The organism is Leucobacter allii (assembly GCF_022919155.1).
Taxonomy (GTDB): domain Bacteria; phylum Actinomycetota; class Actinomycetes; order Actinomycetales; family Microbacteriaceae; genus Leucobacter; species Leucobacter allii.
In genome coordinates this window covers 925577-950024 of the sequence record NZ_CP095045.1, presented here as the reverse complement: position 1 = coordinate 950024, position 24448 = coordinate 925577, and the positions used below count along the sequence as shown (strand labels likewise).

Genomic DNA, 24448 nt, shown 5'->3' with positions numbered 1-24448 from the left:
CGGCTGGGGCGTCCCTCGACGGGCACCGACGCGGGGCGATCCGAGCGGACCGGGATCCGCCGCGCGCGGGTTACGGCGCGAGCGGCCGGAACTCCAGGGCGTCGGCGTCCCGGACGCCCGCGCGCACGTTCGCGACGCTGCCGAAGCCCGCCTCCGCGATCCGCGCGAGCAGCGTCTTCATGTTCTTCTGCCGCTTCTCGAGCCGCACGCGATGCCCCCGGGCGACGAGTTCGCGCTTGAGCGCCAGCAGATCCTCGAGCGCCGCGTCGGGATCCGCGACGAGCGCGACGTCGGCGGGACCGGTCTCCTCCGGCAGCTCGATGAGGTCGACCACGCGCTCGAAGCCGATCGAGAACCCGACGGCGGGGACGTCCTGCCCGAGGAAGCGCCCCACCATGCCGTCGTAACGGCCGCCGCCACCGACGGAGCTGCCCGATCCCGGGTGCGCGATCTCGAAGATCGTGCCCGTGTAGTAGCCCATGCCGCGCACGAGGGTCGGGTCGAAGCGCAGCTCCACGCCGGCGGGCAGCCCGCCGGCGAGCGCCGCGCCGAGCGCGGCGAGGTGCGCGACCCCCTCCGCTCCGGCCTCAGCGGGGAGCACGGCGGAGATCGCCTCCGCGGCGAGCGGGATCCCCGCTCCTGCGAGGGCGGGCTCGACCTTGGCGAGCACCGCCCCGAGCCGCTCCGCGGCCGCGCCGTCGATCTCGCGCAGTTCCTCGACGACGCCCGCCGCGCCGATCTTGTCGAGCTTGTCGACCGTGATGAGCGCGCGCTCGTGGGTCTCTGCGGGGAAGCCGCAGTGCTCCAGCAGCCCGAAGAGGATGCGGCGGTCGTTGACGCGGATCACGCAGCCCTCGAGTCCGAGGGCTGCGAGCGCCTGGGAGGTGGCCGTGATGAGCTCGAGCTCCGCGAGCGCGCCCGCCTCGCCGATGATGTCGATGTCGGCCTGCACGAACTGCCGGTAGCGCCCCTTCTGGGGACGCTCCGCGCGCCAGACCGGCGCGATCTGGATCGAGCGGAACACGGGCGGGAGCTCGGCGCGATGGCTGGCGTAGAAACGCGTGAGGGGCACCGTGAGGTCGAAGCGCAGTCCGAGGTCGGCGAGGCTCTCCACCTCGCCGGCCTCCGCGGCCGCGGCGAGCGCCTCGGGGCCGATCCCGCGCTTGAGGATCGAGAAGCTGAGCTTCTCGTTGTCCCCGCCGAGGCCGGCGTGCAACCGGGCGTAGTCCTCCACGACGGGGGTCTCGATCTCGTCGAAGCCGTGCGCCCGGTAGACGCTCCTGATGATGCCCAGCGCGTGCTCGCGGCGCGCCTTGTCTGCGGGGAGGAAGTCGCGCATGCCGCGCGGCGGATTCACGGGGTTGGCCATGGTCCCCTATTCTTCCACGCCACGACTCCCCCGAGCGCCGCGGCGTCCGTCGGGGTGCGGCGTCGGACGGGCTGCAGCGTCGGTCGGGGTGCAGCGTCGGTCGGGGATGCGGAGCGGGTCGGACCGTTCCCGGTCCGAGATGCGCCTTCCGTCGGGGATGCGGCTTCGGTCGGTCCGATCGGGCCGGATCCGCCCGACCGAAGCCGCATCCCCGACGGAACGCGCGGTGCGCACGCGGCCCGAAGCGGACGACGCCCGCCTCCCGCCTCCCGCGGGTATCATGGCGTGATCCCCGAAAGGACGGTGCAATGACGCCCCCGGCCACTCCGACCGCGCAGCGGTCGCTCGACGACGCCGTCGCCGCGTTCGCGCGCTCGACGGGCATTCAGGTGGCGTTCGGCGGCTTCGAGTCCCGCGGGGTGACGCGGGTCACGGCCGCGCGCGGCCACGTGACGCGCGGTCTGCTCGACCTGCGCGTCTCCGCCGGCCTGGGACTCGGCGGCAAGGCCATGCTCGAGCGCCGGCCACGGCTCACCGCCGACTACGAGCACTCCCCGCACATCACGCACGACTACGACCGCGAGATCCTGGGCGAGGGCATCGTCACGCTCGTCGCCTTCCCCGTGGTCGTCGGCGGCGAGACGCGCGCCGTGCTGTACGGCGGCTCGCGCTCCGCCGTCATCGCGGGCGGGGTCTTCGAGCGCTCCGTCGCCGCGGTCGTCGAGCGGCTCGCCGGGGAGATCAGGCTGCAGGACGAGGTGGATCGCCGCGTCGCGGCCCTGCGCGACGAGGATCGCGCCGCGCGCGCCCTGCCCGCGGAGGCGCTCGAGGAGCTCCGCGAGAGCTACGCCGAACTGCGCGGCATCGCCGCGGCGGTGGCCGATCCCGAGCTGCGCGCGCGGCTCTCCGCCGTCGAGCACCGGCTCGCCGCCCTCGGCGCCCCTCCCGCCGCGTCTGCCGCGGCCCCGGCCGCCCTCTCGCCGCGGGAGACCGACGTGCTCTCCCTCGTCGCCCTCGGTCGCGCGAACGCCGAGATCGCCGCGGCGCTCGGCCTCACCGAGGGAACCGTGAAGGGCTACCTCAAGACCGCCTCGGCGAAGCTCGGCTGCTCGGGCAGGCTCGCCGCCGTGAGCACGGCGAGACGGCTGGGACTGCTGCCCTGAGGCGCGTCAGCCGTCCGCGTGCAGGGCGCGGGCGGCGAGCCGGTCGACGGCGCGCCGCAGCGCGCGGTCGGGGTCGACGCCCGCCGCATTCGCGCGGGTGACGAGGGCGAGCATCGCATCGCCGATCCCGAACTCCGCGAGCTGCCGCTCGTCCGGGCCGATCACGGCGGCGAAGGGGTCCTCGGGGTGCTGCTCGACCGCGGAGGTGTCGATGTGCCCCCCGCGCTGCAGCCGGTCGACGACCTTCGCAGCACGCGCGAGGGAAGGCATCCCCGCAGGGATCCCGTCGAGCGGGCCGCGGCTCCCCCGCTCCTCCCCCGCGGCGTCCTCCTTGAGCCGCTCCCACTCCCGGTCCAGCTCCTCGACCGAGAGGTACCCGCGGTCGCCGAAGACGTGCGGATGCCGGGCGACGAGCTTCGCGTTCAGCTCCTCGGCGACCGCGGCGAAGTCGTAGCCCTCGCCGTCCCGCTCCGCGATCGCGGCGTGGAAGAGCACCTGGTAGAGCACGTCGCCGAGCTCGGCACGCACCTCGTCGGCGGGGAGCCCGCGCTCGATGGCGTCGATGACCTCCGAGGTCTCCTCGACGAGATAGCGCGTGAGCGATTCATGGGTCTGCGCCGCGTGCCACGCGCAGCCCCCGGGCTCGACCATCCGCCGCACGGTCCCGGCGACGCGCTCGAGCGCCGCTCCCGGAGCGGCACGGACGGTGGGCTGGCTCGCGGGCCTGCCCCCGGCGTCCGCTCGGCTGCGTTCTCGGGCCCCGTCACTCGCGCTGCGCATGCCGCCCAGCCTAGCCGGGGCCCCTGGCACGCGGCTGATGCCGTCGCCGCAGCGCGCCGCGCAGGTGGAATCCCAAACGCCCGGAATCGATAGACTGCCTGAGGCGTCCGACCGGGCGCCGTCTCAGGGGGAAGGACCACCATGCACACCCAGATCCGTCGTACCGGCGCCGTCCTCGCGGGCCTCGCACTCGCCGCCACGCTCGCCTCGTGCGCGGGCGGCCAGAGCGTCGCCGACGCCTGCGCGATCGCGACCGACGCCGACACGAAGATCAACGAGTCGAACTCCGCCATCACCGAGGGCTTCTCCGATCTCACCTCGGGCGAGTCCGTGAACTTCGGCGAGCTCCTCGCCCCGGCGCAGGACGCGCTCGCGGACGCGCAGCAGCAGATCACCAACGAGGAGGTCAAGGGCGCCTACGACAAGATCGTCACGAGCTTCTCCGCGACCGCCGACATGCTCGAGAACGTCGACCTGTCGGTCTTCCAGGACCTCGCGGAGCTGCAGAACCTCGATCTCAGCGATCCCGCGAACCTCGATCGCATCGAGGAGCTCCAGGCGAAGAGCGACGAGATCCAGGAGCAGACCCAGGGCCTGCAGGAGGATCTCAAGACCACACAGGACGATCTGATGTCCGCCGTCACCGAGCTGAACGAGGTCTGCGCGGCCGGCTGACCCGCGCACGGAACGACGGCGCCCGCGCATCCTCGGATGCGCGGGCGCCGTCGTCTCCGGCTCACGCCGCGGGCGGCGGATCCTCCTCCAGCAGCGTCTGGAGGACGCGGCTCGTCCAGGCGACGATGTCGTCCTCGTCGCCGACGCGCCGCTGCCCGACGCCCGCGAGCGGGCTGCGCGCGGACGCCGTGCCTCCGGGGAGCGGGATCTGCAGGGAGCCGCTCGCCTCCACGTACCGCGAACCCGGGTACATGCGGTTCATCCGCATGCGGCGCGAATCGAGCAGCTTCACGGGCTCGATGCGCAGGGCCGGGCCGGCCGCCACGACCTTCGCGAGGCCGAGCCGCGCCGCACGGCGGCGCAGCGCCGACACCGCCGCGAGCCGCTGCACCTCGAGCGGAGGCTCGCCGTAGCGGTCGGTGAGCTCCTCGAGCACGAGGGCCACGTGGTCCTCCGGCGCCTGGGGATGGGAGGCGGCGGAGAGCTTCTGATACGCCTCGAGCCGCAGGCGCTCGCTCTCCACGTACTCCTCGGGGATGTGCGCGTCGACCGGCAGCTCGAGCACGAGCTCCACGGGGCCCGCGCTCTCCTCGCCCTTGAAGGTGCTCACGGCCTCGCCGATCATGCGCAGGTACAGGTCGAAGCCGACGCCCGCGATGTGGCCCGACTGCTCGCCGCCGAGCAGGTTGCCCGCGCCCCGCAGCTCGAGATCCTTGAGCGCCACCTGCATGCCCGAGCCCAGCTCGTTGTTGGTCGCGAGCGTCTCGAGCCGCTCGTGCGCGTGCTCGGTGAGCGGCTTGTCGGGGTCGTAGAGGAAGTACGCGTAGGCCCGCTCGCGGCTGCGCCCCACTCGACCGCGCAGCTGGTGCAGCTGGCTCAGCCCGTACTTGTCGGCCGCGTCGATGATGATGGTGTTCGCGTTCGCGATGTCGAGGCCCGTCTCGATGATCGTCGTCGAGACGAGGACGTCGAACTTGCGCTCCCAGAAATCCTGCACGACCTGCTCGAGCTGATGCTCGCTGAGCCTGCCGTGCGCGACGGCGACGCGCGCCTCGGGCACGAGATCCGCGATGTGCGCGGCCACGCGGCCGATGGAGGAGACGCGGTTGTGCACGAAGAACACCTGCCCCTCGCGCAGCATCTCCCGCCGGATCGCGGCGCCGATCTGCTTGTCGCTGCGCGGGCCCACGAAGGTGAGGATCGGATGGCGGTCCTCCGGCGCGGTGGCGAGCGTCGACATCTCGCGGATGCCCGTGACCGCCATCTCCAGCGTGCGCGGGATCGGCGTCGCGCTCATCGCCAGGATGTCGACGTTCGTCTTGAGCTTCTTCAGCGCATCCTTGTGCTCGACGCCGAAGCGCTGCTCCTCGTCGACGATGAGCAGCCCGAGATCCTTGTACCGCACGTTGTCGGCGAGCAGGCGGTGCGTGCCGATGACCACGTCGACCGTGCCGGCCGCGAGCCCCTCGATCGTGTCCTTGGCCTCCGCGTCGCTCTGGAAGCGGCTCAGCGGCCGCAGCCGCACCGGGAAGCCGGCGAAGCGGTCCTGGAAGGTCTCCAGGTGCTGGTTCACGAGGAGCGTCGTCGGCACGAGCATGGCGACCTGCTTGCCGTCCTGCACCGCCTTGAACGCGGCGCGCACGGCCACCTCGGTCTTGCCGAAGCCGACGTCGCCGGCGACGAGGCGGTCCATGGGGATCTCGCGCTCCATGTCCCGCTTCACCTCGTCGATGGTGGTGAGCTGATCCTGCGTCTCCGCGTAGGGGAAGGCCTCCTCGAGCTCGTGCTGCCAGGGCGTGTCCGGGGAGAACGCGAATCCCTTCGAGGCCACGCGGGCCGAGTAGAGCTTGACGAGCTCCACGGCGATGTCGCGGACCGCCTTGCGGGCCTTCTTCTTCGCATTCGCCCAGTCGCTGCCGCCCATCTTGGACAGCGCGGGCGCCTCACCGCCGACGTAGCGCGAGAGCTGGTCGAGCTGGTCGGTGGGCACGTAGAGCTTGTCCTTGGGCATGCCGCGCTTCGTCGAGGCGTACTCGAGCACGAGGTACTCGCGCAGCGCCTTCGTCGCGTCGCGCCCGATGCCGGTGGGCACCATGCGCTGCGTCAGCTCGACGAAGCGCCCGATGCCGTGCGTCTCGTGCACCACGTAGTCGCCCGCGACGAGCTTCAGCGGGTCGACGACGTTCTTGCCCCGACGCTTCGCGAGCTTCTGCCCGCTCGCGGCCTGCGCCGCCGCGGAGCGGCCGAAGAACTCGGCCTCGGTCGCGAGGAGGAGCTTCGCCTCGGCGCTCTCGAAGCCCGCGCTCGCCGCGCCCGTCACGAGGTAGACGACGCCGGCGTCGAGCTTCTCGGGCAGCGCGTCGACGATGCGCGCCGCGGCGCCCGCCTCTGCGAGCACGTCGCGGGCGCGTTCGACGAGCCCGGCGCCCTGCGCCGTGACGACGACGCCCCAGCCGTCGCGCAGCCGATCGGAGAACAGCCGGATCGCCGCGCCGCTCGCCTCGGCCCCCACGGCCGCCCGCGGGAAGGGGCCGCCCGAGACGTCGAGCTCCGCCGCGGCCCCGGTCGCGGCGGCGGGGACCGCCGGCGCGGATCCCGGGGACGCGGCGACTCCGGATCCGTCCTCGGCATCCCCCGTGCCGTGCACGAACGTCGAGAGCGTCCACCAGGGTCGTCCGGTCGAGGCCGTCCGGAGCTCGCCGACGGCGAGCATGCCGCTGTCCTCGACCGGCACCGGCGCGTCCGCGCCGGCGGTCGCCGCGTGCCAGGCCGCCTCGAGGAACTCGCGGTTGGTGTCGGCGAGGCTGACGGCGCGACCGGCGACGCGCTCGGGGGAGACGACGAGCACGGCGCCGCCCGCGGGCAGCAGCGCGGTGATCGGCGCGAGGCCGGGCACGAGCTGGGGCAGGAGGCTCTCCATGCCCTCGACCGGGATGCCCTGGCTCATCTTCTCGAGCAGCGAGGAGAGCGCGGGGAAGCGCGGCAGCAGCTCGGCCGCGCGGGCGCGGACCTCGTCAGTGAGGAGCAGCTCGCGGGCGGGCCACAGTTCGATCGCGGGCAGGGGCTCCCCCGCGCTGCGCTGGTCCGACACCGCGAAGCGACGGATCTGGTCCACCTCGTCGCCGAAGAAGTCGACGCGGACGGCCTGCTCCGCCGTCGGCGGGAAGACGTCGAGGATGCCGCCGCGCACGGCGAACTCGCCCCGGCGGGTCACCATGTCGACGCGCGTGTAGGCGGCGTCGACGAGGCCGCGCGCGACGGCGTCGAGGCCGGCCGAGTCGGCGCCGGCCGTGAGCACGATGGGGCTCGCCTCGGCGGCGTGCGGCGACACCGGCTGCAGCGCGGCGCGCACCGAGGCGACGACGACGAGGGGCGGCGCCTCCGACGCGGCGTCCCGGCCGTGCTCGCGGAGGAGTCGGAGCGTCGCGGCGCGGCGCCCGACCGTCTCGGCGCTCGGGCTCAACCGCTCGTGCGGCAGCGTCTCCCATGCCGGGAACTCGGCGGTCACCGCCTCGGGCAGGAGCGAGGCGAGCGCCGAGCGGAGGGCGTCGGCCTCCCGGCTCGTCGCCGCGATCACGAGGAGGGCGCCGCGATCCCCCGCCTCGCGCCTGCGGCGGAGCAGACCGGCCACGAGCGGCGCGCGCAGCCCCTCCGCCGCCGAGAACTCGGCGTCGCCATTCGCGGCGTCGAGCGCGCGCGCGAAGGAGGGCGAGGCCTCGAGCAGCCGATCGATCCCCTGCAGGCTCACTTCGCGGTCCGTCCGTGGAAGCGCTGCTGCGCGGCGAGCAGCCCGTCCTCGACGAGCGACTCCGCGGCGTCGGCCGCGTCCTCGAGCAGCACGGGGAGGTTCTGGCGCTCCGTCGACCCGAAGGGCTTCAGCACGAAGTCCGCGGGGTCCTGCTGGCCGGGCGGGCGGCCGATCCCGATCCGCACGCGCAGGAACTCGGGGGTCGCGAGCGCCTTCGCGATGTCGCGCAGGCCGTTATGGCCGCCGTGCCCGCCGCCCTGCTTGAGCTTCACCGTGTCGAACGGCAGATCGAGCTCGTCGTGCAGCACGACGACGCGCCCGGCGGGGATGCCGAAGTACTTCGCGAGCGCCGAGACCGGGCCGCCCGAGGTGTTCATGTAGCCGTTCGACTTCGCCAGCACGAGCTTCGGCGCGCCGGGGCGCAGCCGGCCCTCGGCGATGCGTGCCCCCGTCCGATGCGGGGAGAACCGCGCGCCGATGCGCTCGGCGAGCACGTCGAGCGCCATCTGGCCGACGTTGTGCCGCGTGGCCTCGTACTTCGCGCCGGGATTGCCGAGCCCCACGATCAACCAGCCGTCTTCGGACACCCGATCCTCCGCTTCTTTCCGTCTCCGCCAGAACATCCGCTCCCTCTCCCGCGTTCCATTGTCGCAGCGACCTCCGACGCGCGCCGAGCGCGTGCGCACGCCGCGACGACGCGCGACCGCGCGCGGGGCGGCGAGCAGCGCCCCGGGAAGCGAGAAACGGCCCGCCGGCCGGGTGCCTGGGCACCGGGCCGGCGGGCCGTCGTCGCGCGCCGCCTACTCGGCCGCGGCGTCCTCCGAGGCCTCCTCGGCGTCGTCGCCCGCGGCGCCGCGCGGCACGACGATGTTCACGACGAGTTGCTCGGGATCGCCGATGAGCGACGCGCCCTTGGGGAGCTCGACGGCGCCGGCGAGCACCTGCGCACCCTCCTCGAGGCCCTCGACGCTCACGACGACGTTCTCGGGGATCGCGGTCGCGGGAACGCTCAGGTGGATCGTGTTGAGCTCCTGCAGCGCGTTGGTGCCGGAGAAGGACTCGCCCTCGACGTGGATCGGGACCTCGACGTCGACGGTCTCGCCCTTCTTGACGACGAGCAGATCGACGTGCTCGATGATCTGGCGCACCGGATCCTTCTGCACGTCCTTCACGAGCACGAGCTGGGTCTTGCCCGAGAGGTCGAGCTCGATGACCGCGTTCGCGTGGCGCACGATGAGGCTGAGCGGGTGGGTCTCGACCGAGACGTGCACGGGGTCGGTGCCGTGGCCGTAGACGACCGCCGGGGTGTGGCCCGCGGCGCGGAGCTTGCGGGCCGCGCCCTTGCCGAAGTTCTCGCGGGGGGTGCCGACGAGCTGGTTCTTCTCGCTCATAGTGATTCTCCTTGCGGGCTCTCGCCCAATGAGGGCGGTCTGGCCGCCGGGATTGGTGTCTCGCACTCGCGTCGGAACGCGGCAAGATGGCCCGCTGAGGCAGTCCGTCCCGCGTCGATTACGGGCGCTGAGGCCCCTCGCCGAAGTACAGCGGACAAGTCTACACCACCCGCGGCGCGTCAGCGGACCGCCCCGCGGCCGTGGATCCGCGCGGAGAGCGTGTCCGCTGCCGCGCGCACCTCCGCGGCGAGCCCGGGGAGCCGGTCCGCGTCGACCTCCCGCTCGGGGAAGGTGAGCGCGATGGCCGCGACGGGCCAGCCGCGGTGGTCGAGCACGGGCGAGCCGATCGAGGCGAGGCCCTCGGTCACCGAGCCGCGCTCGATCGCGTAGCCGCGGGTGCGCGTCTCGTCGAGCACCGCGCGCAGGCGCGAGTAGCGGTCGATCTCGGGATCCCGCGCGGGAGCGGCCGCGCCGGCCGCGCCTCGCGCTCCGGCCTCGACCCCTGCGCCGTCGTTCCCCGGGGCTCGGGGATCGTCGGTGCCGCGCCTCCGCACGAACGCCGCGCGGTCGGGGAAGAGCGCGCGCAGCTGCGCCTTCGGCAGCACCGCGAGGATCGCCCGGCCGCTCGCGGTGAGGGGCATCGGCAACCGGACGTCGACGCCCGTGACGAGCGATGGGGATCCCGGTGCGCGCTCCTCGATGACGTAGAGCACGTCGCGGCCGTGCGGCACGGCGAGGTGCCCGCTGAGCCGCACGCGGTCGACGAGCGCGGCCACGAGCGGGCCCCCGAGCCGGGCGAGCGGCTCCTGCCTCGCATAGGCCGAGCTCAGCTCGACGGCGGCGATCCCGAGCCCGTAGCGGCGTTCGTCGGGGAGGTGCATCGCGAAGCCGTGCTCCTGCAGCGTCTGCAGGAGCTGGTAGACCGTGGAGCGCGGCAGCCCGAGCCGCTGCGCGATCATGCTGGCCGGCTGCGGGCCGCGCGAGGATGCGAGGAGGCTCAGGATCCTGAGCGTCTGGTCGGCGGCCGGAGCCTTCGGGGTGCTCACGCTCGCAGCCTACCCGTGCACCGCGGTCAGACGAGCCGGCCCGCCGCAGCCTCCTCCACCGCGGCGAGCACGGCCCCGTCCGAGACGAAGCCGTGGGCCGCGGCGATCGCGGGCGAGAGGAACGCGTCGGTCTCGGGCGCGGGGATCCGGGTGCGGAAGAGCCGGTGCACCGCCCCGGTCGCCGGCGCGGGCTCCCCCGCGCCGTCCGCGGCGCGGAAGTCGAGCGCGCGCGTCGATGCGAGCAGCTCGATCCCGAGCACCCGCGCGAGGCCGTCGACGGCGCGGCGCAGCTTCCGCCCCGCGGCCCAGCCCATGGAGACGTGGTCCTCCTGCATCGCGGAGGAGGGGATGGAGTCGACCGAGGCCGGCGCGGCGAGCCGCTTGAGCTCGGAGACGATCCCCGCGGCCGTGTACTGCGCGATCATGAGGCCGGAGTCGAGCCCGGGATCGGCGGCGAGGAACGGCGGCAGGCCGTGGTTGCGCGCGACGTCGAGGAAGCGGTCGGTGCGGCGCTCGGAGATGCTCGCGACGTCGGCGACGGCGATCGCGAGGAAGTCGAGCACGTAGCCGACGGGGGCGCCGTGGAAGTTGCCGTTCGACTCGACGCGGCCGTCGGGGAGCACGACCGGGTTGTCGATCGCCGAGACGAGCTCGATCCCGGCGACCCGCTCGGCGTGCGCGACCGTGTCGCGCGCGGCGCCGTGCACCTGCGGAGCACAGCGCAGCGAGTACGCGTCCTGCACCCGGGTGAACTCGCCCGCGCGGGGCCGCTGCACGAGCGCGGACCCCGCGAGCACGCGGCGCATGTTCGCCGCCGCGGCGGCCTGCCCGGGATGGGGGCGCAGCGCCTGGAGGTCCGCCGCGAAGACGGCGTCGGTGCCGGTGAGGGCCTCGACGCTCGCGGCGGCGGCGATGTCGGCGACGCGGAGCAGCCCCGAGAGGTCGTGCAGCGCGAGGCAGAGCATGCCGAGCATGCCGTCCGTGCCGTTGATGAGCGCGAGACCCTCCTTCTCGGCGAGCACGAGCGGGGCGATGCCGGCGGCGGCGAGCGCCTCCGCCGCGGGCACGGTCGCGGCGCGCGGGTCGCGCGACACCCGCACCTCGCCCTCCCCCATGACCGTGAGCGCGCAGTGGGCGAGGGGGCTGAGGTCGCCCGAGCAGCCGAGCGAGCCGTACTCGTGGACGACGGGGGCGATGCCGGCGTTCAGGATCGCGGCGTAGCTCTCGGCCACGGCGGGGCGGACGCCGGTGCGCCCCGTCACGAGCGTGTTCAGGCGCAGCAGCATGAGCGCGCGGACGACCTCGCGCTCGACCTCCGCGCCGGTGCCAGCCGCGTGCGAGCGGATGAGGCTCCGCTGCAGCTGCTGCCGCTTCGGCGCGGGGATCTGCACCTTGGCGAGCGCGCCGAATCCGGTCGAGACGCCGTAGTGGGGACGGGTGTCGTTCGCGAGGTCCTCGACGACCGCGCGGCTCGCGGCGACGCGCTCGAGCGCTTCGGGCGCGATCGCGACGGGCGACTCGTCGCGCGCCACGGCGACGACGTCGGCGACGGTGAGCGGGGCCGCTCCGAGGAGGACGGCGCGGGGCGCAGGGGATGCGTGCTGGGTCATGCCTCGATTCCAGCGCATGCGCGGCGGGCGCGGCGGACCCCGCACCGCGCAATTGTCCGGGATCCCGGACAGCACCGCCCTCGGGGCGCCGACGCCCGCGCCGCGCCGTGGCAGGCTGGCCGCACGACCCGACGCCGAGCGGCAGGAACGGAACGACGATGCCCCAGCCCCAGCTCCCCCACGACCCCTCCTGGCCGCGCACGGGCGGCTGGCCGCCCGCGGAGGACGTCTCCGGTCCGCTCGACCTCGCCCTCATCGGGGTGCCGACGGCGCGGACGTCGCTCTCCCCCACCGGCGCGGACGCGACGCCCGGGGCGATCCGCGCCGCGCTGCGGCGCTACGCGGGCCACCTCTCGGCGCCGGGCTCCCCCGCCGAGCGCGGGGCGGAGCCGGAGCTCGTGATCGACGAGGCGCTCGCGATCGTCGACGCGGGCGATGCCGAGGACCCGGACACCGATGCCGGGGAGGCCCGGGCCGCCCGACGGATCGCGGGACTCGGCTCCTGCGCGCGCCTCGTGGTCGCGCTCGGCGGGGACAACGCGCTCACGGTGCCCGCGGCGCTCGGCGTCTGGGGCGACGCGATCGGGACCGCCGGACTCATCACGCTCGACGCCCACCACGATCTGCGCGACGGCCGCAGCAACGGCTCGCCCGTGCGGCGGCTCGTCGAGGCCGGGCTCGATCCGCGCCGCGTCGTGCAGATCGGCATCGCGGACTTCGCGAACTCGCGGGCGTACCGCTCGCGGGCGCGCGAGCTCGGGATCACCGTCGTGCACCGCGACGAGCTGCACGAGCGCCCGCTCGCCGAGGTCGCCGCCGAGGCGCTCGCGATCGCGGGCGCGGCGGGCGGTCCGATCCATGTGGACCTCGACGTCGACGTCTGCGATCGCGCCGTCGCGCCGGCGTGCCCGGCGTCGCTCCCCGGCGGCCTCCAGGCGCACGAGCTGCGCCGCCTCACCCGGCTGCTCGCCGCCGACCCGCGCGTGCGGGGCGTCGACATCGCCGAGGTCGACGCGAGCGCCGACGCGCCCGACGGCCGCACGGTGCGCCTGGCGGCGCTCCTCGTGCTCGAGGCCGCGGCGGGCCTCGCCCTGCGCGGCTAGGCGAGCTCGCGCGGCGCCCCGGCGCATCCGCTCCCGGGCCCGACCCGTGCCGGCGCCGACCCCGTCGCCGTCACCCGCGCCGGGGACCGCTCAGGGGGTGCCGGGCGTCGGGAGGCGCCAGTCGACGGGCGGCGCGCCCTGCGCCTCGAGCGCCGAGTTCGCTCGGCTGAACGGCCGCGAGCCGAAGAAGCCGCGCGAGGCGGACAGCGGCGAGGGATGCGGGCTCTCGACGCGCGGCACGTCGCCGAGCAGCGGTGCGAGCCCCCGCGCGTCGTTGCCCCACAGGATCGCGACCAGGGGTCCGCCGCGGGCGACGAGGGCGCGGATCGCGTGCTCGGTGAACGCCTCCCAGCCGCGCCGCCGATGGGACGCGGGGGCGCCGGCGCGCACCGTGAGCACCCGGTTGAGCAGCATCACCCCGTGATCGGCCCAGGCGGTCAGGTCGCCGTGCGGTGCCGGCGGGATGCCGAGGTCGTCCTGCAGCTCCCGGTAGATGTTCTGCAGGCTGCGCGGGATCGGCCGCACCTCGGGCGCGGTCGCGAAGGAGAGCCCGATCGGATGGCCCGGGGTGGGGTAGGGATCCTGCCCGACGATGAGCACCCGCACGTCGGCCAGGGGCCGGCGGAACGCCGCGAGGATGCGATCGCCCGCGGGGAGGATCCGCTGCCCGGCCGCGCGCTCCTCGTTCAGGAAGCGGCCGAGCTCGGCCAGGCTCTCCGACATCGGCGCGAGCGCCTCCGCCCAGTCCGGCGCGACGTGCCCGTGCTCCGCGAGCTCCGCCAGTCCCATCGCCACCGGCTCAGCCCGCCTTCGGGGCGAGCGGCCCGCGGTGCGTGTGGAAGACGCTCGACTGCGCGACGGGGCGCAGCACGATGAGGTCCTGGTTGACGTGCGGCGGCTGGACGAAGGCGCCGACGAGCACCCGCGCGACGTCCTCGGCGGTGAGCGGGACGACGTCCTCGTAGGGCTTGCGCGCCCCGGCCGCGTCGCCGCGCAGGCGGTTCAGGGTGAACTCCTCGGTGTGCACGAGGCCGGGGGCGAGCTCCATCACCCGGATCGGCTCGCCGGCGAGCTCGAGCCGCAGCACCTCGGTCACGGCGTGCGCCGCGTACTTCGCGGCGTTGTACCCGCCGCCCCCGGCGTAGGCGGCGAGCCCGGCCGTCGAGGTGAGGTTCAGGATCGAGGCCCAGCCGCCGTGCGCGGCGCCGGCGCGCAGCACGGGCAGCAGCGCCGCCGTGACCGTGCGCAGGCCGAGCACATTGACCTCGAACATGCGCCGCCAGTCGTCGTTCGAGGCGGACTCGACCGACTCGGTGCCGAGCGCGCCGCCGGCGTTGTTGACGAGCCCGGTCGCGCCTCCGGTCGCCTCGACCTCGGCGGCCATCGCGGCCACCTGCGCCTCGTCGGTGACATCGCAGACGACCGGGTGCGCGCCGGTCTCCGCGGCGAGGGCGTGGAGCCGATCCGCGCGCCGCGCCACCGCGACGGTCTCCCACCCGAGCTCCGCGAAGCGGCGCACGGTCGCCGCTCCGATCCCCGAGCTCGCCCCGGTCACCACCACGCGATCCGCCATGCCGATCCTCCGTCCACCCGGCGCGGGCCGCCGCGGCCCCGCCCTTCGAGCATACAAACATTACGCGGCGTGTCCCGCTCCGTTGCCGCGCTCGGCGGCCCTCCGTACGCTCGAGGAACATCCGCCCGACGTATCCCTTCCCGATACGATGCAGGGGTCGCGTGCTCGCCCGCCGCGCACGGGGCCGCGGCACCCGACGACCGACTCACCGAGGAGCAACTCCATGACCGACCAGACCGCCTGGGGCTTCGAGACCAAGCAGATCCACGCGGGCCAGCAGCCCGACGAGACCGGCGCGCGCGCCGTGCCGATCCACCAGACCACCTCCTTCGTCTTCGACGACACGACCCAGGCGGCGAACCGCTTCGCGCTCGCCGAGCTCGGCCCCATCTACACGCGCATCACGAACCCGACGCAGGCGGTCGTTGAGGAGCGGGTCGCGGCCCTCGAGGGCGGCACCGGGGCGCTGCTGCTCGCGAGCGGCCAGGCGGCCTCGACCTTCGCCGTGCTGAACATCGCGAACGCCGGCGACCACATCGTCTCCTCGAGCTCCATCTACGGCGGCACCTACAACCTCTTCAAGTACTCGCTGGCCAAGCTCGGCATCGAGGTCACCTTCGTCGAGGATCAGGACGACCCGGCGGCCTGGCAGCGCGCCGTGCGCCCGAACACGAAGCTCTTCTTCGCCGAGTCGATCGCGAACCCGCGCTCCAACGTGCTCGACATCGCCGCGGTGGCCGAGGTGGCCCATGAGAACGACGTCCCGCTCATCATCGACAACACGGTCGCGAGCCCCTACCTCGTCCGCCCGCTGGAGCACGGGGCCGACATCGTGCTGCACTCCGCCACGAAGTTCCTCGGCGGCCACGGCACGACCATCGGCGGCGTGATCGTCGACGGCGGCCGCTTCCCCTGGTCGGAGCACGTCGACCGCTTCCCCGGCCTCACCGAGCCCGACCCCTCCTACAACGGCGTCAGCTACACCGGCGCCGTCGGCGACGGCATCGCCTACATCATCAAGGCGCGCGTGCAGCTGCTGCGCGACCTCGGCTCCTCGATCGCCCCGCACAGCGCCTGGCTCCTGCTGCAGGGCATCGAGACGCTGTCGCTGCGCGTCGAACGGCACGTGCAGAACGCCCAGGAGGTCGCGGAGTGGCTGGACGCCCACGAGGACGTCGCCACGGTCTACTACTCGGGGCTCCCCTCGAGCCCCTGGTACGCGGCCGCGAACCGCTACGCGCCGAAGGGCGTCGGCGCGGTGCTCGCCTTCGAGCTCAAGGGGGGCGTCGACGCGGGCCGCGCGGTGGTCGAGAACGTCGAGCTCTTCAGCCACGTCGCCAACATCGGCGACGTGCGCTCGCTCATCATCCACCCGGCGTCGACCACCCACTCGCAGCTCACCCCCGAGCAGCAGCTCACCGCCGGCGTCACCCCCGGGCTCGTGCGCCTCTCGGTGGGGCTCGAGCACATCGACGACATCACGGCCGACCTCGAGCGCGGCTTCGCGGCCGCCCGCGAGGTCGTCGCCGCGCAGTCCGCCCAGGCCTGAGCCGGCCCGGGGCCGCGGCGCGTAACAATCGCGCACGGCCCCGCCCGGACGGGCACAATGGGTGGTTATGGATTGGCAGACGCCCGAGGACTCGTTCCCGACCGACTTCATCACCGACGCGCAGCTGCGCGCGCTGATGGGGCGCCCGCCGATCTCGGGCGGCTGGCGGGACGGCGATCCCGTCGGCGAGCGCCGCTTCGCGTCGATCGGCGCCTTCGCGACCGAAGCGGGCGAGGAGCTGCCCGCGGTCCGCATCGCGTACGAGACGTTCGGCGAGCTCGCCCCGCAGCGCGACAACGCGATCCTCGTCTTCCACGCGCTCACCGGAGACAGCCACCTCGTCGGCGCCGCGGGACCCGGGCACCCCACGGACGGCTGGTGGTCGGAGATCGTCGGGCCGGGCAAGCCGCTCGACACCGACCGCTACTGCATCGTGGCGCCGAACGTCCTCGGCGGCTGCCAGGGCTCGACCGGCCCGGGATCCCTCGACCCGAACGGACGCGAGTGGGGCGGAAGGTTCCCCTACCTCACGATCCGCGACCAGGTCGCCGCCGCCGTCCGCTTCGCCGACGAGCTCGGGATCGAGCGGTTCGCCGCCGTCATCGGGGGCTCCATGGGCGGCATGCACGCGCTCGAGTGGGCGATCGCCCACCCCGATCGTCTCTCCCGGCTCGCCGTCATCGCGGCGCCCCCGGTGACGACGGCGGACCAGATCGGCCTGAACCTCGTGCAGCTCGAGGCGATCCGCTCCGACCCCTTCTACCGCGGCGGACACTACTACGACGCCCCGGACGGCACCGGCCCCCACCACGGCCTCGCGACGGCGCGGCGGCTCGCGCTGCTCAACTACCGCAGCCACACGGAGCTCGACGACCGCTTCGGCCGCTCGTGGCAGTCGGCGGTGAGCCCGCTCGGCGGCGGCGGCCGCTTCGCCGTCGAGTCCTACCTCGACTTCCACGGGAACAAGTTCACCCGGCGCTTCGACGCCGGAAGCTACGTGACGCTCGTGCAGGCGATGAACTCCCACGACGTCGGCCGGGGCCGCGGCGGTGTCGCCGCGGCGCTCGGCGCGCTCGACCTCCCGACGCTCGTCCTCGGGATCCCGAGCGACCGCCTGTTCACGCTCGAGGGGCAGGACGAGATCGCGCGGCACGCGCCCGGCAGTCTCGACGGCGGGCTCGCGACCCGGATCGATTCGCCGTTCGGCCACGACGCGTTCCTCATCGAGTTCGCGCGCGTCGGCGCCCAGCTGGAGCGCCTGCTCGCGAGCTGAGGCCGCGCTCCCCTCGGACTCCCCGACGGTTCCCGGGAGCCTCCCACCTTGCGCGCGTAGGCTCGCCGGGTACCGTCGATCCCAGAAGGAGCAGGAATTGTCCGTCACGCGAGTGAGCCGCTCCGTCCGCGTCTTCGGCGTCGTGGCCACCGTATCGGCGGCGCTCCCCTTCGCCCTCACGGGGTGCTCCCCCGCGGCGGACATCGGCGCGCAGGCCGCGGAGCTCCAGGCCGCGGCGGGCTCCGACGTGCTCGAGGTGCCGGTCGTGACGATCTACGACGTCACCGACGCCGAGCTCACCTCCGCCGAGGGGGAGATCGGCGGCTCGGTCGCCGGGGCCTTCGCCGCGCACGTGGAGACGAGCGGCTACTTCGTGCTCAACGACGGCGTCATCACGGGAGCCGAACTGCGCGCGCGCCTCGCGGCGTTCCCCGAGGCGAAGTTCGTCCTCACGCAGCCGACGGTGCTGCGCCGCGAGGGCGGCGACCCGACGGTGACCGCGGTCGGCACGCTCTCCGTCAACGGCATCGTGCACCAGGAGGCGCAGCTGCGCCTCACCCCCACGAAGCTCGACGAGGAGAGCGCCGAGTTCGACCTCGACTTCGACATCCCCGACAGCCCGCTCACGAGCGGCGCGGACCTGCCGGTCGACGAGATCAGCGCGCACCTGGTGCTCTCCGCGCGCTGAGACGCGAGCGGCGCGCCGACGTCGCGCCGCAGTGCGCCGACGCCCGCCCGGGGTCCCGGTTCTCGGGGTCCCGGGCGGGCCCCGCTACCGTCCGTGACCGCGCCGCGTCGCGTCGTGCACCTCGCCGACGAGCTCCTCGATGACGTCCTCGAGGAAGACGACGCCGAGCTCGGTGCCGTCCTTCTCGAAGATCCGTGCGAGGTGGATCCCCCGCTCCTGCATGCGCGCCAGCACGTCCTCGAGCTCCGTCTGGGCGTGCAGCGCGATCATCTCGCGGATCCGCTTCGCCGCGATGGGCTCCGCGATGCGGTCCTCCCCGAGGCGCACGAGATCCTTGATGTGCACGTATCCGTCGAGCTCGCCGTCGCTCCCCGCGATCGGGTAGCGCGAGAAGCCGTGCTTCGCCACGGCGGCCTCGACGTCCTCGGGCGTCGAGCCTGCCGGCAGCACGACGAGGCGATCGAACGGCACGAGCAGGTCGGCCGCGCGCTTCGCCGTGAACTCGAACGCCGCCGAGAGCGCGCCGCTGCGATCCTCGAGCACGCCCTCGCGCGTCGAGTGGCTCACGATGCTCGCGACCTCCTCGAGCGTGAAGGTGCTGTTCGTCTCCGACTTCGGCTCGACGCGGAACAGGCGCAGCACGCCGTTCGCGATCGCGTTGAGCGCCGCGATGACGTGGCGGAGCACCCGCGAGACCGCGACGAGGGGCGGCGCGAGGAGGAGGACCGCCTGGTCGGGCATCGAGAAGGCCGCGTTCTTCGGCACCATCTCGCCGAAGACGACGTGCAGGTAGGTCACCCCGACGAGGGTGAGCACGAACGCGACGACCCCGACGACCTCGGGCGAGAGCCCCGTCCACTCGAGCGGCCCCTCGAGCAGGTGGTGGATCGCCGGCTCGGACACGTTCAGGATGAGCAGCGAGCAGACCGTGATGCCCAGCTGGCTCGTGGCGAGCATGAGGGTCGCGTGCTCCATCGCGTAGAGGGCGGTCCTCGCGCGCTTGGAGCCCGCCTCGGCGCGGGGCTCGATCTGCGAGCGCCGCGCCGAGAGCACGGCGAACTCGGCGCCGACGAAGAAGGCGTTCACGGCGAGCAGCACCACGAGCCAGACGATTCCTGCCCAGTCGCTCATGCGCGCACCCCCGCCCCATCGGTCCCCGCGGCTTCGGAGTCGTCGTCGGACCCGTCGGGCAGCGGGGCGCTCGTGTAGCGCAGCCGCGCGACGCGGCGTCCGTCCATCCGCTCGATGCGCAGGGTGCCGCCGTCGGGCAGCCCGACCTCGTCGCCCGCCACCGGGATACGGCCGAGCTCGCGCAGCACGTAGCCGGCGACCGTGTCGTACTCGTCGTCCTCGGGGATCTCGATCCCGGTCTGCTCGCGCACCTCGTCGGGGCGCAGGTCGGCGGGGAAGGTCATCTCGTCCGCCGTGCCGACCACGCCGGCCGCCGCGCGATCGTGCTCGTCGGCGACCTCGCCGACGATCTCCTCCACGAGATCCTCGAGAGTGACGATGCCCGCCGTGCCGCCGTACTCGTCGACGACGATGGCGAGCTGGAACCCCCGGGAGCGCAGCTCTTCGAGCAGCTGGTCCAGGCGGATCGTCTCGGGCACGCGGAGGACCTCCTCGGCGAGCGCGGCGACCGGCACCTCCGAGCGCTTGGCGCGGGGCACCGACACGGCCTGCTTGACGTGCACCACGCCGACGACGTCGTCCCGGTCGTCGTCGATGACCGGGAACCGCGAGTAGCCGGTGCGACCCGAGAGCTCGAGCACGGCCTGCGCCGACTCGAGCTTCTGGATGCTCTCGATCCTGAGGCGCGGCGTCATGACGTCGCCGGCCGTGAGCTCGGAGAACCGCAGCGTCCGGTCGAGCAGCGTCGCCGTGTCGGCCTCGAGCAGGCCGGCGCTCGCCGAGTGGCGCACGAGCGAGGAGAGCTCCTCCGCCGATCGGGCGCCGGAGAGCTCCTCCTTGGGCTCGATGCCGATGGAGCGCAGGATCCCGTTCGCGCTGCCGTTGAGCAGGGCGACCGCCGGTCTGAACACGGTCGTGAACGTGGCCTGCGCCGGCATCACGATGCGCGCCGTGGCGAGCGGCTTCGAGATGGCGAAGTTCTTCGGGACGAGCTCGCCGACGATCATCGAGAACACGGTCGCGACCGCGACCGCGATCGGCGCGCTGATCGTGCGGCGGAACTCCTCGGCGACGCCGAGCCCCGCCAGCGGGGCGTCGAGGAAGGCGCTGATCGCGGGCTCGAGGGTGTACCCGGCGAGCAGCGTGGTCAGGGTGATGCCGAGCTGCGCGCTGGACAGGTGCGTCGAGGTGACCGCGAGACCCTTAATCACGCGGTCGAGGCCGCGCGCGCCCTCGGACCTGCGCCGCTCGAGGTCATGCCGGTCGAGCGCGACGAGGGAGAACTCGGCGGCGACGAAGATCCCGGTTCCGGCGGTCAGCACGACGCCGATGAGCAGCAACCACCACTCGTTCATCCGCGGCACCCGCCGCGGGGCTGGGTCCGCGCCTCAGCGCGGCCGGTACTCGGAGGGTCTGCGGGTCTTCGAGAGTCTGCATCCATAGCACCCTCGAGATTATCAGCGATCGCTGGGAACTCCAGCGCTGCGCGGATCGCGCGGCCACCCGGAAAGGCGTAGTCTTGAACACGGTTGCGGCTATGGAGCCCTCGATCCCCGTTCCAGGCCGGCCGCTCACGATCTCAACGAGAGGAAATCGCTTTGGCGGAGCGTACGGAAACCGGCGCGCAGGCTGGTTCCGCAGAAGATTTCGGTGCTAACGCGTGGCTCGTCGACGAGCTGTGGAAGCAGTATCAGGTGGACAAGGACTCCGTGGATCGCTCCTGGTGGCCCGTGCTCGAGCAGTACGGCGGCGCGGCCCCGTCCGGGCAGGCGCCGCCCAGCGCCCCCGCCCCGAACACGACCGCCGCCCCGAACGCGAGCCCCGCCCCGAACACGACCGCCGCCGCGAGCGCGGCCGCGCCCGCGACCTCGCCGATCCCGACGACGACCCAGCCCGCGCGCACCACGAACGCCGCGCCCCGCGAGGCGCCCATCCCCGCGGACGCCCCGCGCGCGACCACGAGCCGCGACGAGTCGGAGACCCTCGAGGATCAGGTCACGCCGCTCAAGGGCATGGCGCGCACCCTGTCCAAGAACATGGATCAGAGCCTCACGGTGCCGACCGCGACGAGCGTGCGCACGATCCCCGCGAAGCTGATGATCGACAACCGGATCGTCATCAACAACCATCTGCGGCGCAGCCGCGGCGGCAAGGTCTCCTTCACGCACCTCATCGGCTGGGCGCTCATCCAGACGCTCAAGGACTTCCCCAGCCAGAACGTCGCCTACGCCGAGGCCGACGGCAAGCCGTCCATCGTCGTGCCCGCCCACATCGGCCTCGGCATCGCGATCGACCTGCCCAAGCCCGACGGCACCCGCTCGCTGATGGTCCCCTCGATCAAGCGCGCCGAGACGCTCGATTTCAACGAGTTCCTCGCCGAGTACGAGGATCTCGTCAAGCGCGCGCGCGCGAACAAGCTCGGCGCCGGCGATTTCCAGGGCACCACCATCTCGCTCACGAACCCGGGCGGCATCGGCACGGTGCACTCGGTGCCGCGGCTCATGGCCGGCCAGGGCAGCATCATCGGCGCCGGCGCGCTCGAGTACCCCGCCGAGTTCCAGGGCGCTTCGCAGGAGACGCTGAACCGCCTCGGCATCTCGAAGACGATCACGCTGACGAGCACCTACGACCACCGGGTGATCCAGGGCGCGGGATCGGGCGAGTTCCTGAAGCACGTGCACGAGCGCCTCATCGGCGGGCACGGCTTCTACGAGGAGATCTTCGCGGCGCTGCGCATCCCCTACAAGCCCGTGCAGTGGGCCGCGGACCTCCACGTCGACATCACGGGCGCCGTCGACAAGACCGCCCGCGTGCAGGAGCTCATCAACTCCTTCCGGGTGCGCGGGCATCTCATGGCCGACGTCGATCCGCTCGAGTACCGGCAGCGCACCCACCCCGATCTTGAGATCGAATCGCACGGCCTCACGTTCTGGGACCTCGACCGCGAGTTCGTCACTGGCGGCATCGGCGGCAAGCGCACCATGCCGCTCCGCGACATCCTCGGCGTGCTCCGCGACTCGTACTGCCGCAAGATCGGCATCGAGTACATGCACATCCAGGATCCGGCCCAGCGGCTGTGGCTGCGCGACCAGCTCGAGGTGCCCTACGCGAAGCCGAGCCACGACGAGCAGATGCGCATCCTCGAGAAGCTCAACGAGGCCGAGGCCTTCGAGACCTTCCTGCAGACGAAGTACGTCGGCCAGAAGCGCTTCAGCCTCGAGGGCGGCGAGTCCGTGATCCCGCTGCTCGACGCCATGCTCATCGACGCCGCGGAGGACGGGGTCGACAGCGTCGACGTCGGCATGGCCCACCGCGGCCGTCTGAACGTCCTCTCGAACATCGCCGGCAAGACGTACGGCCAGATCTTCCGGGAGTTCGAGGGCGCGCAGGTCGCCAAGTCGGGTTCGGGCGACGTGAAGTACCACCTCGGCACCTCGGGCGTCTTCACCGCGCCCAACGGCACGCAGGTCCCCATCCACCTCGCCGCGAACCCCTCGCACCTCGAGACCGTCGACGGCGTGCTCGAGGGCATCGTCCGCGCCAAGCAGGATCTCAAGCCGATCGGCTCGTTCACGACCCTGCCGATCATCATCCACGGCGACGCGGCGATGGCCGGCCAGGGCGTCGTCTACGAGACGATGCAGATGTCGCAGCTGCGCGGCTACCGCACGGGCGGCACCATCCACATCATCATCAACAACCAGGTCGGCTTCACGACGCTGCCGCTCGACTCGCGCACCGGGATCTACTCCTCCGACGTCGGCAAGGTCGTCCAGGCGCCCATCTTCCACGTGAACGGCGACGATCCCGAGTCCGTCGTGCGCGTCGCGAAGCTCGCCTACGAGTTCCGCCAGCGCTTCCACATCGACGTCATTATCGACCTCGTCTGCTACCGCAGGCGCGGGCACAACGAGGGCGACGACGCGTCGATGACGCAGCCGCTGATGTTCGACCTCATCGAGGCGAAGCGCTCCACGCGCCGCCTGTACACGAGCGCGCTCGTCGGCCGCGGCGACATCACCGAGGAGGAGTACGAGAAGTCGAAGCAGGACTTCCAGGACCGCCTCGAGCAGGCCTTCATGGAGACCCACGCGGCGCAGACGGGCGCCATCCCCGTCATCGACACGAGCGGCATCGCCGAGACCGCCGAGACCGGCGCCGTGCCGACCGCCGCGCTCGAGACCGCCGTCGACCGCAGCGTCGTCGAGCGGATCGGCGACGCGCACGCCAACAAGCCCGAGCGCTTCACCGTCCACCGCAAGCTCCAGCAGCTGCTCGACAAGCGGTTCGAGATGAGCCGCGAGGGCGGCATCGACTGGGGCTTCGGCGAGCTGCTCGCGCTCGGCTCGCTGCTCCTCGAGGGGACCGCGGTGCGCTTCGCCGGGCAGGACGCCAGGCGGGGCACCTTCGCCCAGCGGCACGCGGTCTTCCACGACCGGGCGAACGGCCAGGAGTGGATCCCGCTGCTCAATCTCTCCGAGGAGCAGGGGCGCTTCTGGATCTACGATTCGCTGCTCTCGGAGTACGCGGCCCTCGCCTACGAGTACGGCTACTCACTGCAGCGGGAGGACGCGCTCGTGCTGTGGGAGGCCCAGTTCGGCGACTTCGCCAACACCGCCCAGGCCGTCATCGACGAGTACATCGCCGCCGCCGAGCAGAAGTGGGGCCAGCAGTCCTCCGTGGTCATGCTGCTCCCCCACGGCTACGAGGGCCAGGGTCCCGACCACTCCTCGGCCCGCATCGAGCGCTACCTGCAGCTGTGCGCCGAGAACAACATGGTCGTGACGCGCCCCTCCACCCCCGCGAACTACTTCCACCTGCTGCGCCGCCAGGCGTACGCGCGGCCCCGCAAGCCGCTCATCGTCTTCACCCCGAAGTCGATGCTGCGCCTGCGCGGCGCGACCTCGGCGGTCGAGGAGTTCACCGAGGGCTCGTTCCGCCCCATCATCGACGATCCCGCCGTCACCGACCGCGCGGCCGTCGAGCGCGTCATCCTCGTCTCGGGCAAGGTCTACTACGACCTGCGCGCGGCGCTCGACAAGCGCCCCGATCCGCGCGTCGCGCTCGTGCGCGTCGAGCAGTTCTACCCGATCCCCGGCGTGGAGCTCGGGCGCGTGCTCGCCCACTACGCCGGCGCCGAGCTCGTGTGGGTGCAGGACGAGCCCGAGAACCAGGGCGCCTGGCCGTTCATCTCCCTCGAGCTGTCCAAGCAGCTCGCGAACGACAAGATCCGGGTGGTCTCCCGACCCGCCTCCGCGGCGCCCTCGACGGGCTCCGCGAAGGTGCACGCCGTGGAGCAGGAGGCGCTCATCGCGCGCGCCCTCGGCTTCGGCGACGAGTCGTAGGCGA

At 73.1% G+C, this 24448-nt stretch carries 18 protein-coding genes; 7 read left to right on the top strand and 11 right to left on the bottom strand.

Features of this window, described 5'->3' with window-relative positions:
* Positions 1–70 precede the first annotated feature (70 nt).
* Entirely contained in the window at positions 71–1369 is a 1299-nt protein-coding gene (hisS, locus tag MUN78_RS04295) for a histidine--tRNA ligase (protein WP_244729026.1), read from the bottom strand.
* A gap of 308 nt (positions 1370–1677) precedes the next feature.
* On the opposite strand from hisS, the gene MUN78_RS04290 reads away from it, so the two are divergent.
* Positions 1678–2532 (top strand): LuxR C-terminal-related transcriptional regulator, encoded by an 855-nt coding sequence (locus MUN78_RS04290; RefSeq protein WP_244693357.1) that lies wholly within the window; start codon positions 1678–1680, stop codon positions 2530–2532.
* A 6-nt stretch (positions 2533–2538) separates the two neighbouring features.
* On the opposite strand, the gene MUN78_RS04285 is transcribed toward MUN78_RS04290, so the two are convergent.
* On the bottom strand, positions 2539–3312 hold the full coding sequence (locus MUN78_RS04285) for a MazG nucleotide pyrophosphohydrolase domain-containing protein (protein ID WP_244729024.1): 774 nt from the start codon (positions 3310–3312) through the stop codon (positions 2539–2541).
* A gap of 141 nt (positions 3313–3453) precedes the next feature.
* On the opposite strand from MUN78_RS04285, the gene MUN78_RS04280 reads away from it, so the two are divergent.
* Positions 3454–3987 (top strand): hypothetical protein, encoded by a 534-nt coding sequence (locus tag MUN78_RS04280; RefSeq protein WP_244729022.1) that lies wholly within the window; start codon positions 3454–3456, stop codon positions 3985–3987.
* 61 nt (positions 3988–4048) lie between these two features.
* Here the strand turns inward: MUN78_RS04280 and mfd are convergent, their stop codons facing one another.
* The 5 genes from mfd to hutH form a co-directional block, all read right to left on the bottom strand.
* Positions 4049–7735: a transcription-repair coupling factor gene (mfd, locus tag MUN78_RS04275; protein ID WP_244729020.1), complete on the bottom strand. Its 3687-nt coding sequence runs from the start codon at positions 7733–7735 to the stop codon at positions 4049–4051.
* The gene (gene pth, locus MUN78_RS04270; RefSeq protein ID WP_244729018.1) at positions 7732–8358 is read right to left on the bottom strand and encodes an aminoacyl-tRNA hydrolase; all 627 of its coding nucleotides are present in this window, start codon (positions 8356–8358) and stop codon (positions 7732–7734) included. The genes mfd and pth overlap by 4 nt, the downstream gene beginning before the upstream one ends.
* 177 nt (positions 8359–8535) lie before the next feature.
* Positions 8536–9126: a 50S ribosomal protein L25/general stress protein Ctc gene (locus tag MUN78_RS04265; protein ID WP_244693352.1), complete on the bottom strand. Its 591-nt coding sequence runs from the start codon at positions 9124–9126 to the stop codon at positions 8536–8538.
* A 179-nt stretch (positions 9127–9305) separates the two neighbouring features.
* Positions 9306–10172 carry an IclR family transcriptional regulator gene (locus MUN78_RS04260; RefSeq protein WP_244729016.1) on the bottom strand — a complete coding sequence of 289 codons (867 nt, stop codon included), beginning with the start codon at positions 10170–10172 and terminating at the stop codon, positions 9306–9308.
* A gap of 26 nt (positions 10173–10198) precedes the next feature.
* The gene (gene hutH / locus MUN78_RS04255; RefSeq protein WP_244693350.1) at positions 10199–11782 is read right to left on the bottom strand and encodes a histidine ammonia-lyase; all 1584 of its coding nucleotides are present in this window, start codon (positions 11780–11782) and stop codon (positions 10199–10201) included.
* A 158-nt stretch (positions 11783–11940) separates the two neighbouring features.
* On the opposite strand from hutH, the gene MUN78_RS04250 reads away from it, so the two are divergent.
* A complete protein-coding gene (locus MUN78_RS04250) occupies positions 11941–12885 on the top strand; it encodes an arginase family protein (RefSeq protein WP_244729014.1) in 945 nt (314 codons plus the stop codon).
* Positions 12886–12975: 90 nt separating this feature from the next.
* Here MUN78_RS04250 and MUN78_RS04245 read toward each other — a convergent pair whose 3' ends face one another.
* Positions 12976–13680 carry a uracil-DNA glycosylase gene (locus MUN78_RS04245; RefSeq protein WP_244729013.1) on the bottom strand — a complete coding sequence of 235 codons (705 nt, stop codon included), beginning with the start codon at positions 13678–13680 and terminating at the stop codon, positions 12976–12978.
* 4 nt (positions 13681–13684) lie between these two features.
* The gene (locus tag MUN78_RS04240; protein ID WP_244729011.1) at positions 13685–14458 is read right to left on the bottom strand and encodes an SDR family NAD(P)-dependent oxidoreductase; all 774 of its coding nucleotides are present in this window, start codon (positions 14456–14458) and stop codon (positions 13685–13687) included.
* Positions 14459–14681: 223 nt separating this feature from the next.
* Here MUN78_RS04240 and MUN78_RS04235 point away from each other — a divergent pair, with 223 nt between their 5' ends.
* From MUN78_RS04235 to MUN78_RS04225, 3 genes are all read left to right on the top strand, one after another.
* Positions 14682–16007, top strand: coding sequence for a bifunctional o-acetylhomoserine/o-acetylserine sulfhydrylase (locus MUN78_RS04235; protein WP_244729009.1), 1326 nt, complete (start codon positions 14682–14684; stop codon positions 16005–16007).
* Between the two features lie 67 nt (positions 16008–16074).
* Positions 16075–17280, top strand: coding sequence for a homoserine O-acetyltransferase MetX (metX, locus tag MUN78_RS04230; protein WP_244693345.1), 1206 nt, complete (start codon positions 16075–16077; stop codon positions 17278–17280).
* 97 nt (positions 17281–17377) lie between these two features.
* Positions 17378–17968 carry a hypothetical protein gene (locus MUN78_RS04225; protein WP_244693344.1) on the top strand — a complete coding sequence of 197 codons (591 nt, stop codon included), beginning with the start codon at positions 17378–17380 and terminating at the stop codon, positions 17966–17968.
* An 84-nt stretch (positions 17969–18052) separates the two neighbouring features.
* Here the strand turns inward: MUN78_RS04225 and MUN78_RS04220 are convergent, their stop codons facing one another.
* On the bottom strand, positions 18053–19099 hold the full coding sequence (locus MUN78_RS04220) for a hemolysin family protein (RefSeq protein WP_244693343.1): 1047 nt from the start codon (positions 19097–19099) through the stop codon (positions 18053–18055).
* Positions 19096–20454 carry a hemolysin family protein gene (locus MUN78_RS04215; RefSeq protein ID WP_244693342.1) on the bottom strand — a complete coding sequence of 453 codons (1359 nt, stop codon included), beginning with the start codon at positions 20452–20454 and terminating at the stop codon, positions 19096–19098. The genes MUN78_RS04220 and MUN78_RS04215 overlap by 4 nt, the downstream gene beginning before the upstream one ends.
* A 243-nt stretch (positions 20455–20697) precedes the next feature.
* On the opposite strand from MUN78_RS04215, the gene MUN78_RS04210 reads away from it, so the two are divergent.
* Complete coding sequence (locus tag MUN78_RS04210) at positions 20698–24444, top strand: multifunctional oxoglutarate decarboxylase/oxoglutarate dehydrogenase thiamine pyrophosphate-binding subunit/dihydrolipoyllysine-residue succinyltransferase subunit (protein WP_244729007.1); 3747 nt, start codon at positions 20698–20700, stop codon at positions 24442–24444.
* Positions 24445–24448 lie beyond the last annotated feature (4 nt).

What these genes read in the sequence shown, in the direction of transcription:
- hisS (WP_244729026.1), bottom strand. Translation starts at nt 1,369, where the DNA reads ATGGCCAACCCCGTGAATCCGCCGCGCGGCATGCGCGACTTCCTCCCC.
- MUN78_RS04290 (WP_244693357.1), top strand. Translation starts at nt 1,678, where the DNA reads ATGACGCCCCCGGCCACTCCGACCGCGCAGCGGTCGCTCGACGACGCC.
- MUN78_RS04285 (WP_244729024.1), bottom strand. Translation starts at nt 3,312, where the DNA reads ATGCGCAGCGCGAGTGACGGGGCCCGAGAACGCAGCCGAGCGGACGCC.
- MUN78_RS04280 (WP_244729022.1), top strand. Translation starts at nt 3,454, where the DNA reads ATGCACACCCAGATCCGTCGTACCGGCGCCGTCCTCGCGGGCCTCGCA.
- pth (WP_244729018.1), bottom strand. Translation starts at nt 8,358, where the DNA reads ATGTTCTGGCGGAGACGGAAAGAAGCGGAGGATCGGGTGTCCGAAGAC.
- MUN78_RS04265 (WP_244693352.1), bottom strand. Translation starts at nt 9,126, where the DNA reads ATGAGCGAGAAGAACCAGCTCGTCGGCACCCCCCGCGAGAACTTCGGC.
- hutH (WP_244693350.1), bottom strand. Translation starts at nt 11,782, where the DNA reads ATGACCCAGCACGCATCCCCTGCGCCCCGCGCCGTCCTCCTCGGAGCG.
- MUN78_RS04250 (WP_244729014.1), top strand. Translation starts at nt 11,941, where the DNA reads ATGCCCCAGCCCCAGCTCCCCCACGACCCCTCCTGGCCGCGCACGGGC.
- MUN78_RS04240 (WP_244729011.1), bottom strand. Translation starts at nt 14,458, where the DNA reads ATGGCGGATCGCGTGGTGGTGACCGGGGCGAGCTCGGGGATCGGAGCG.
- MUN78_RS04235 (WP_244729009.1), top strand. Translation starts at nt 14,682, where the DNA reads ATGACCGACCAGACCGCCTGGGGCTTCGAGACCAAGCAGATCCACGCG.
- metX (WP_244693345.1), top strand. Translation starts at nt 16,075, where the DNA reads ATGGATTGGCAGACGCCCGAGGACTCGTTCCCGACCGACTTCATCACC.
- MUN78_RS04220 (WP_244693343.1), bottom strand. Translation starts at nt 19,099, where the DNA reads ATGAGCGACTGGGCAGGAATCGTCTGGCTCGTGGTGCTGCTCGCCGTG.
- MUN78_RS04215 (WP_244693342.1), bottom strand. Translation starts at nt 20,454, where the DNA reads ATGAACGAGTGGTGGTTGCTGCTCATCGGCGTCGTGCTGACCGCCGGA.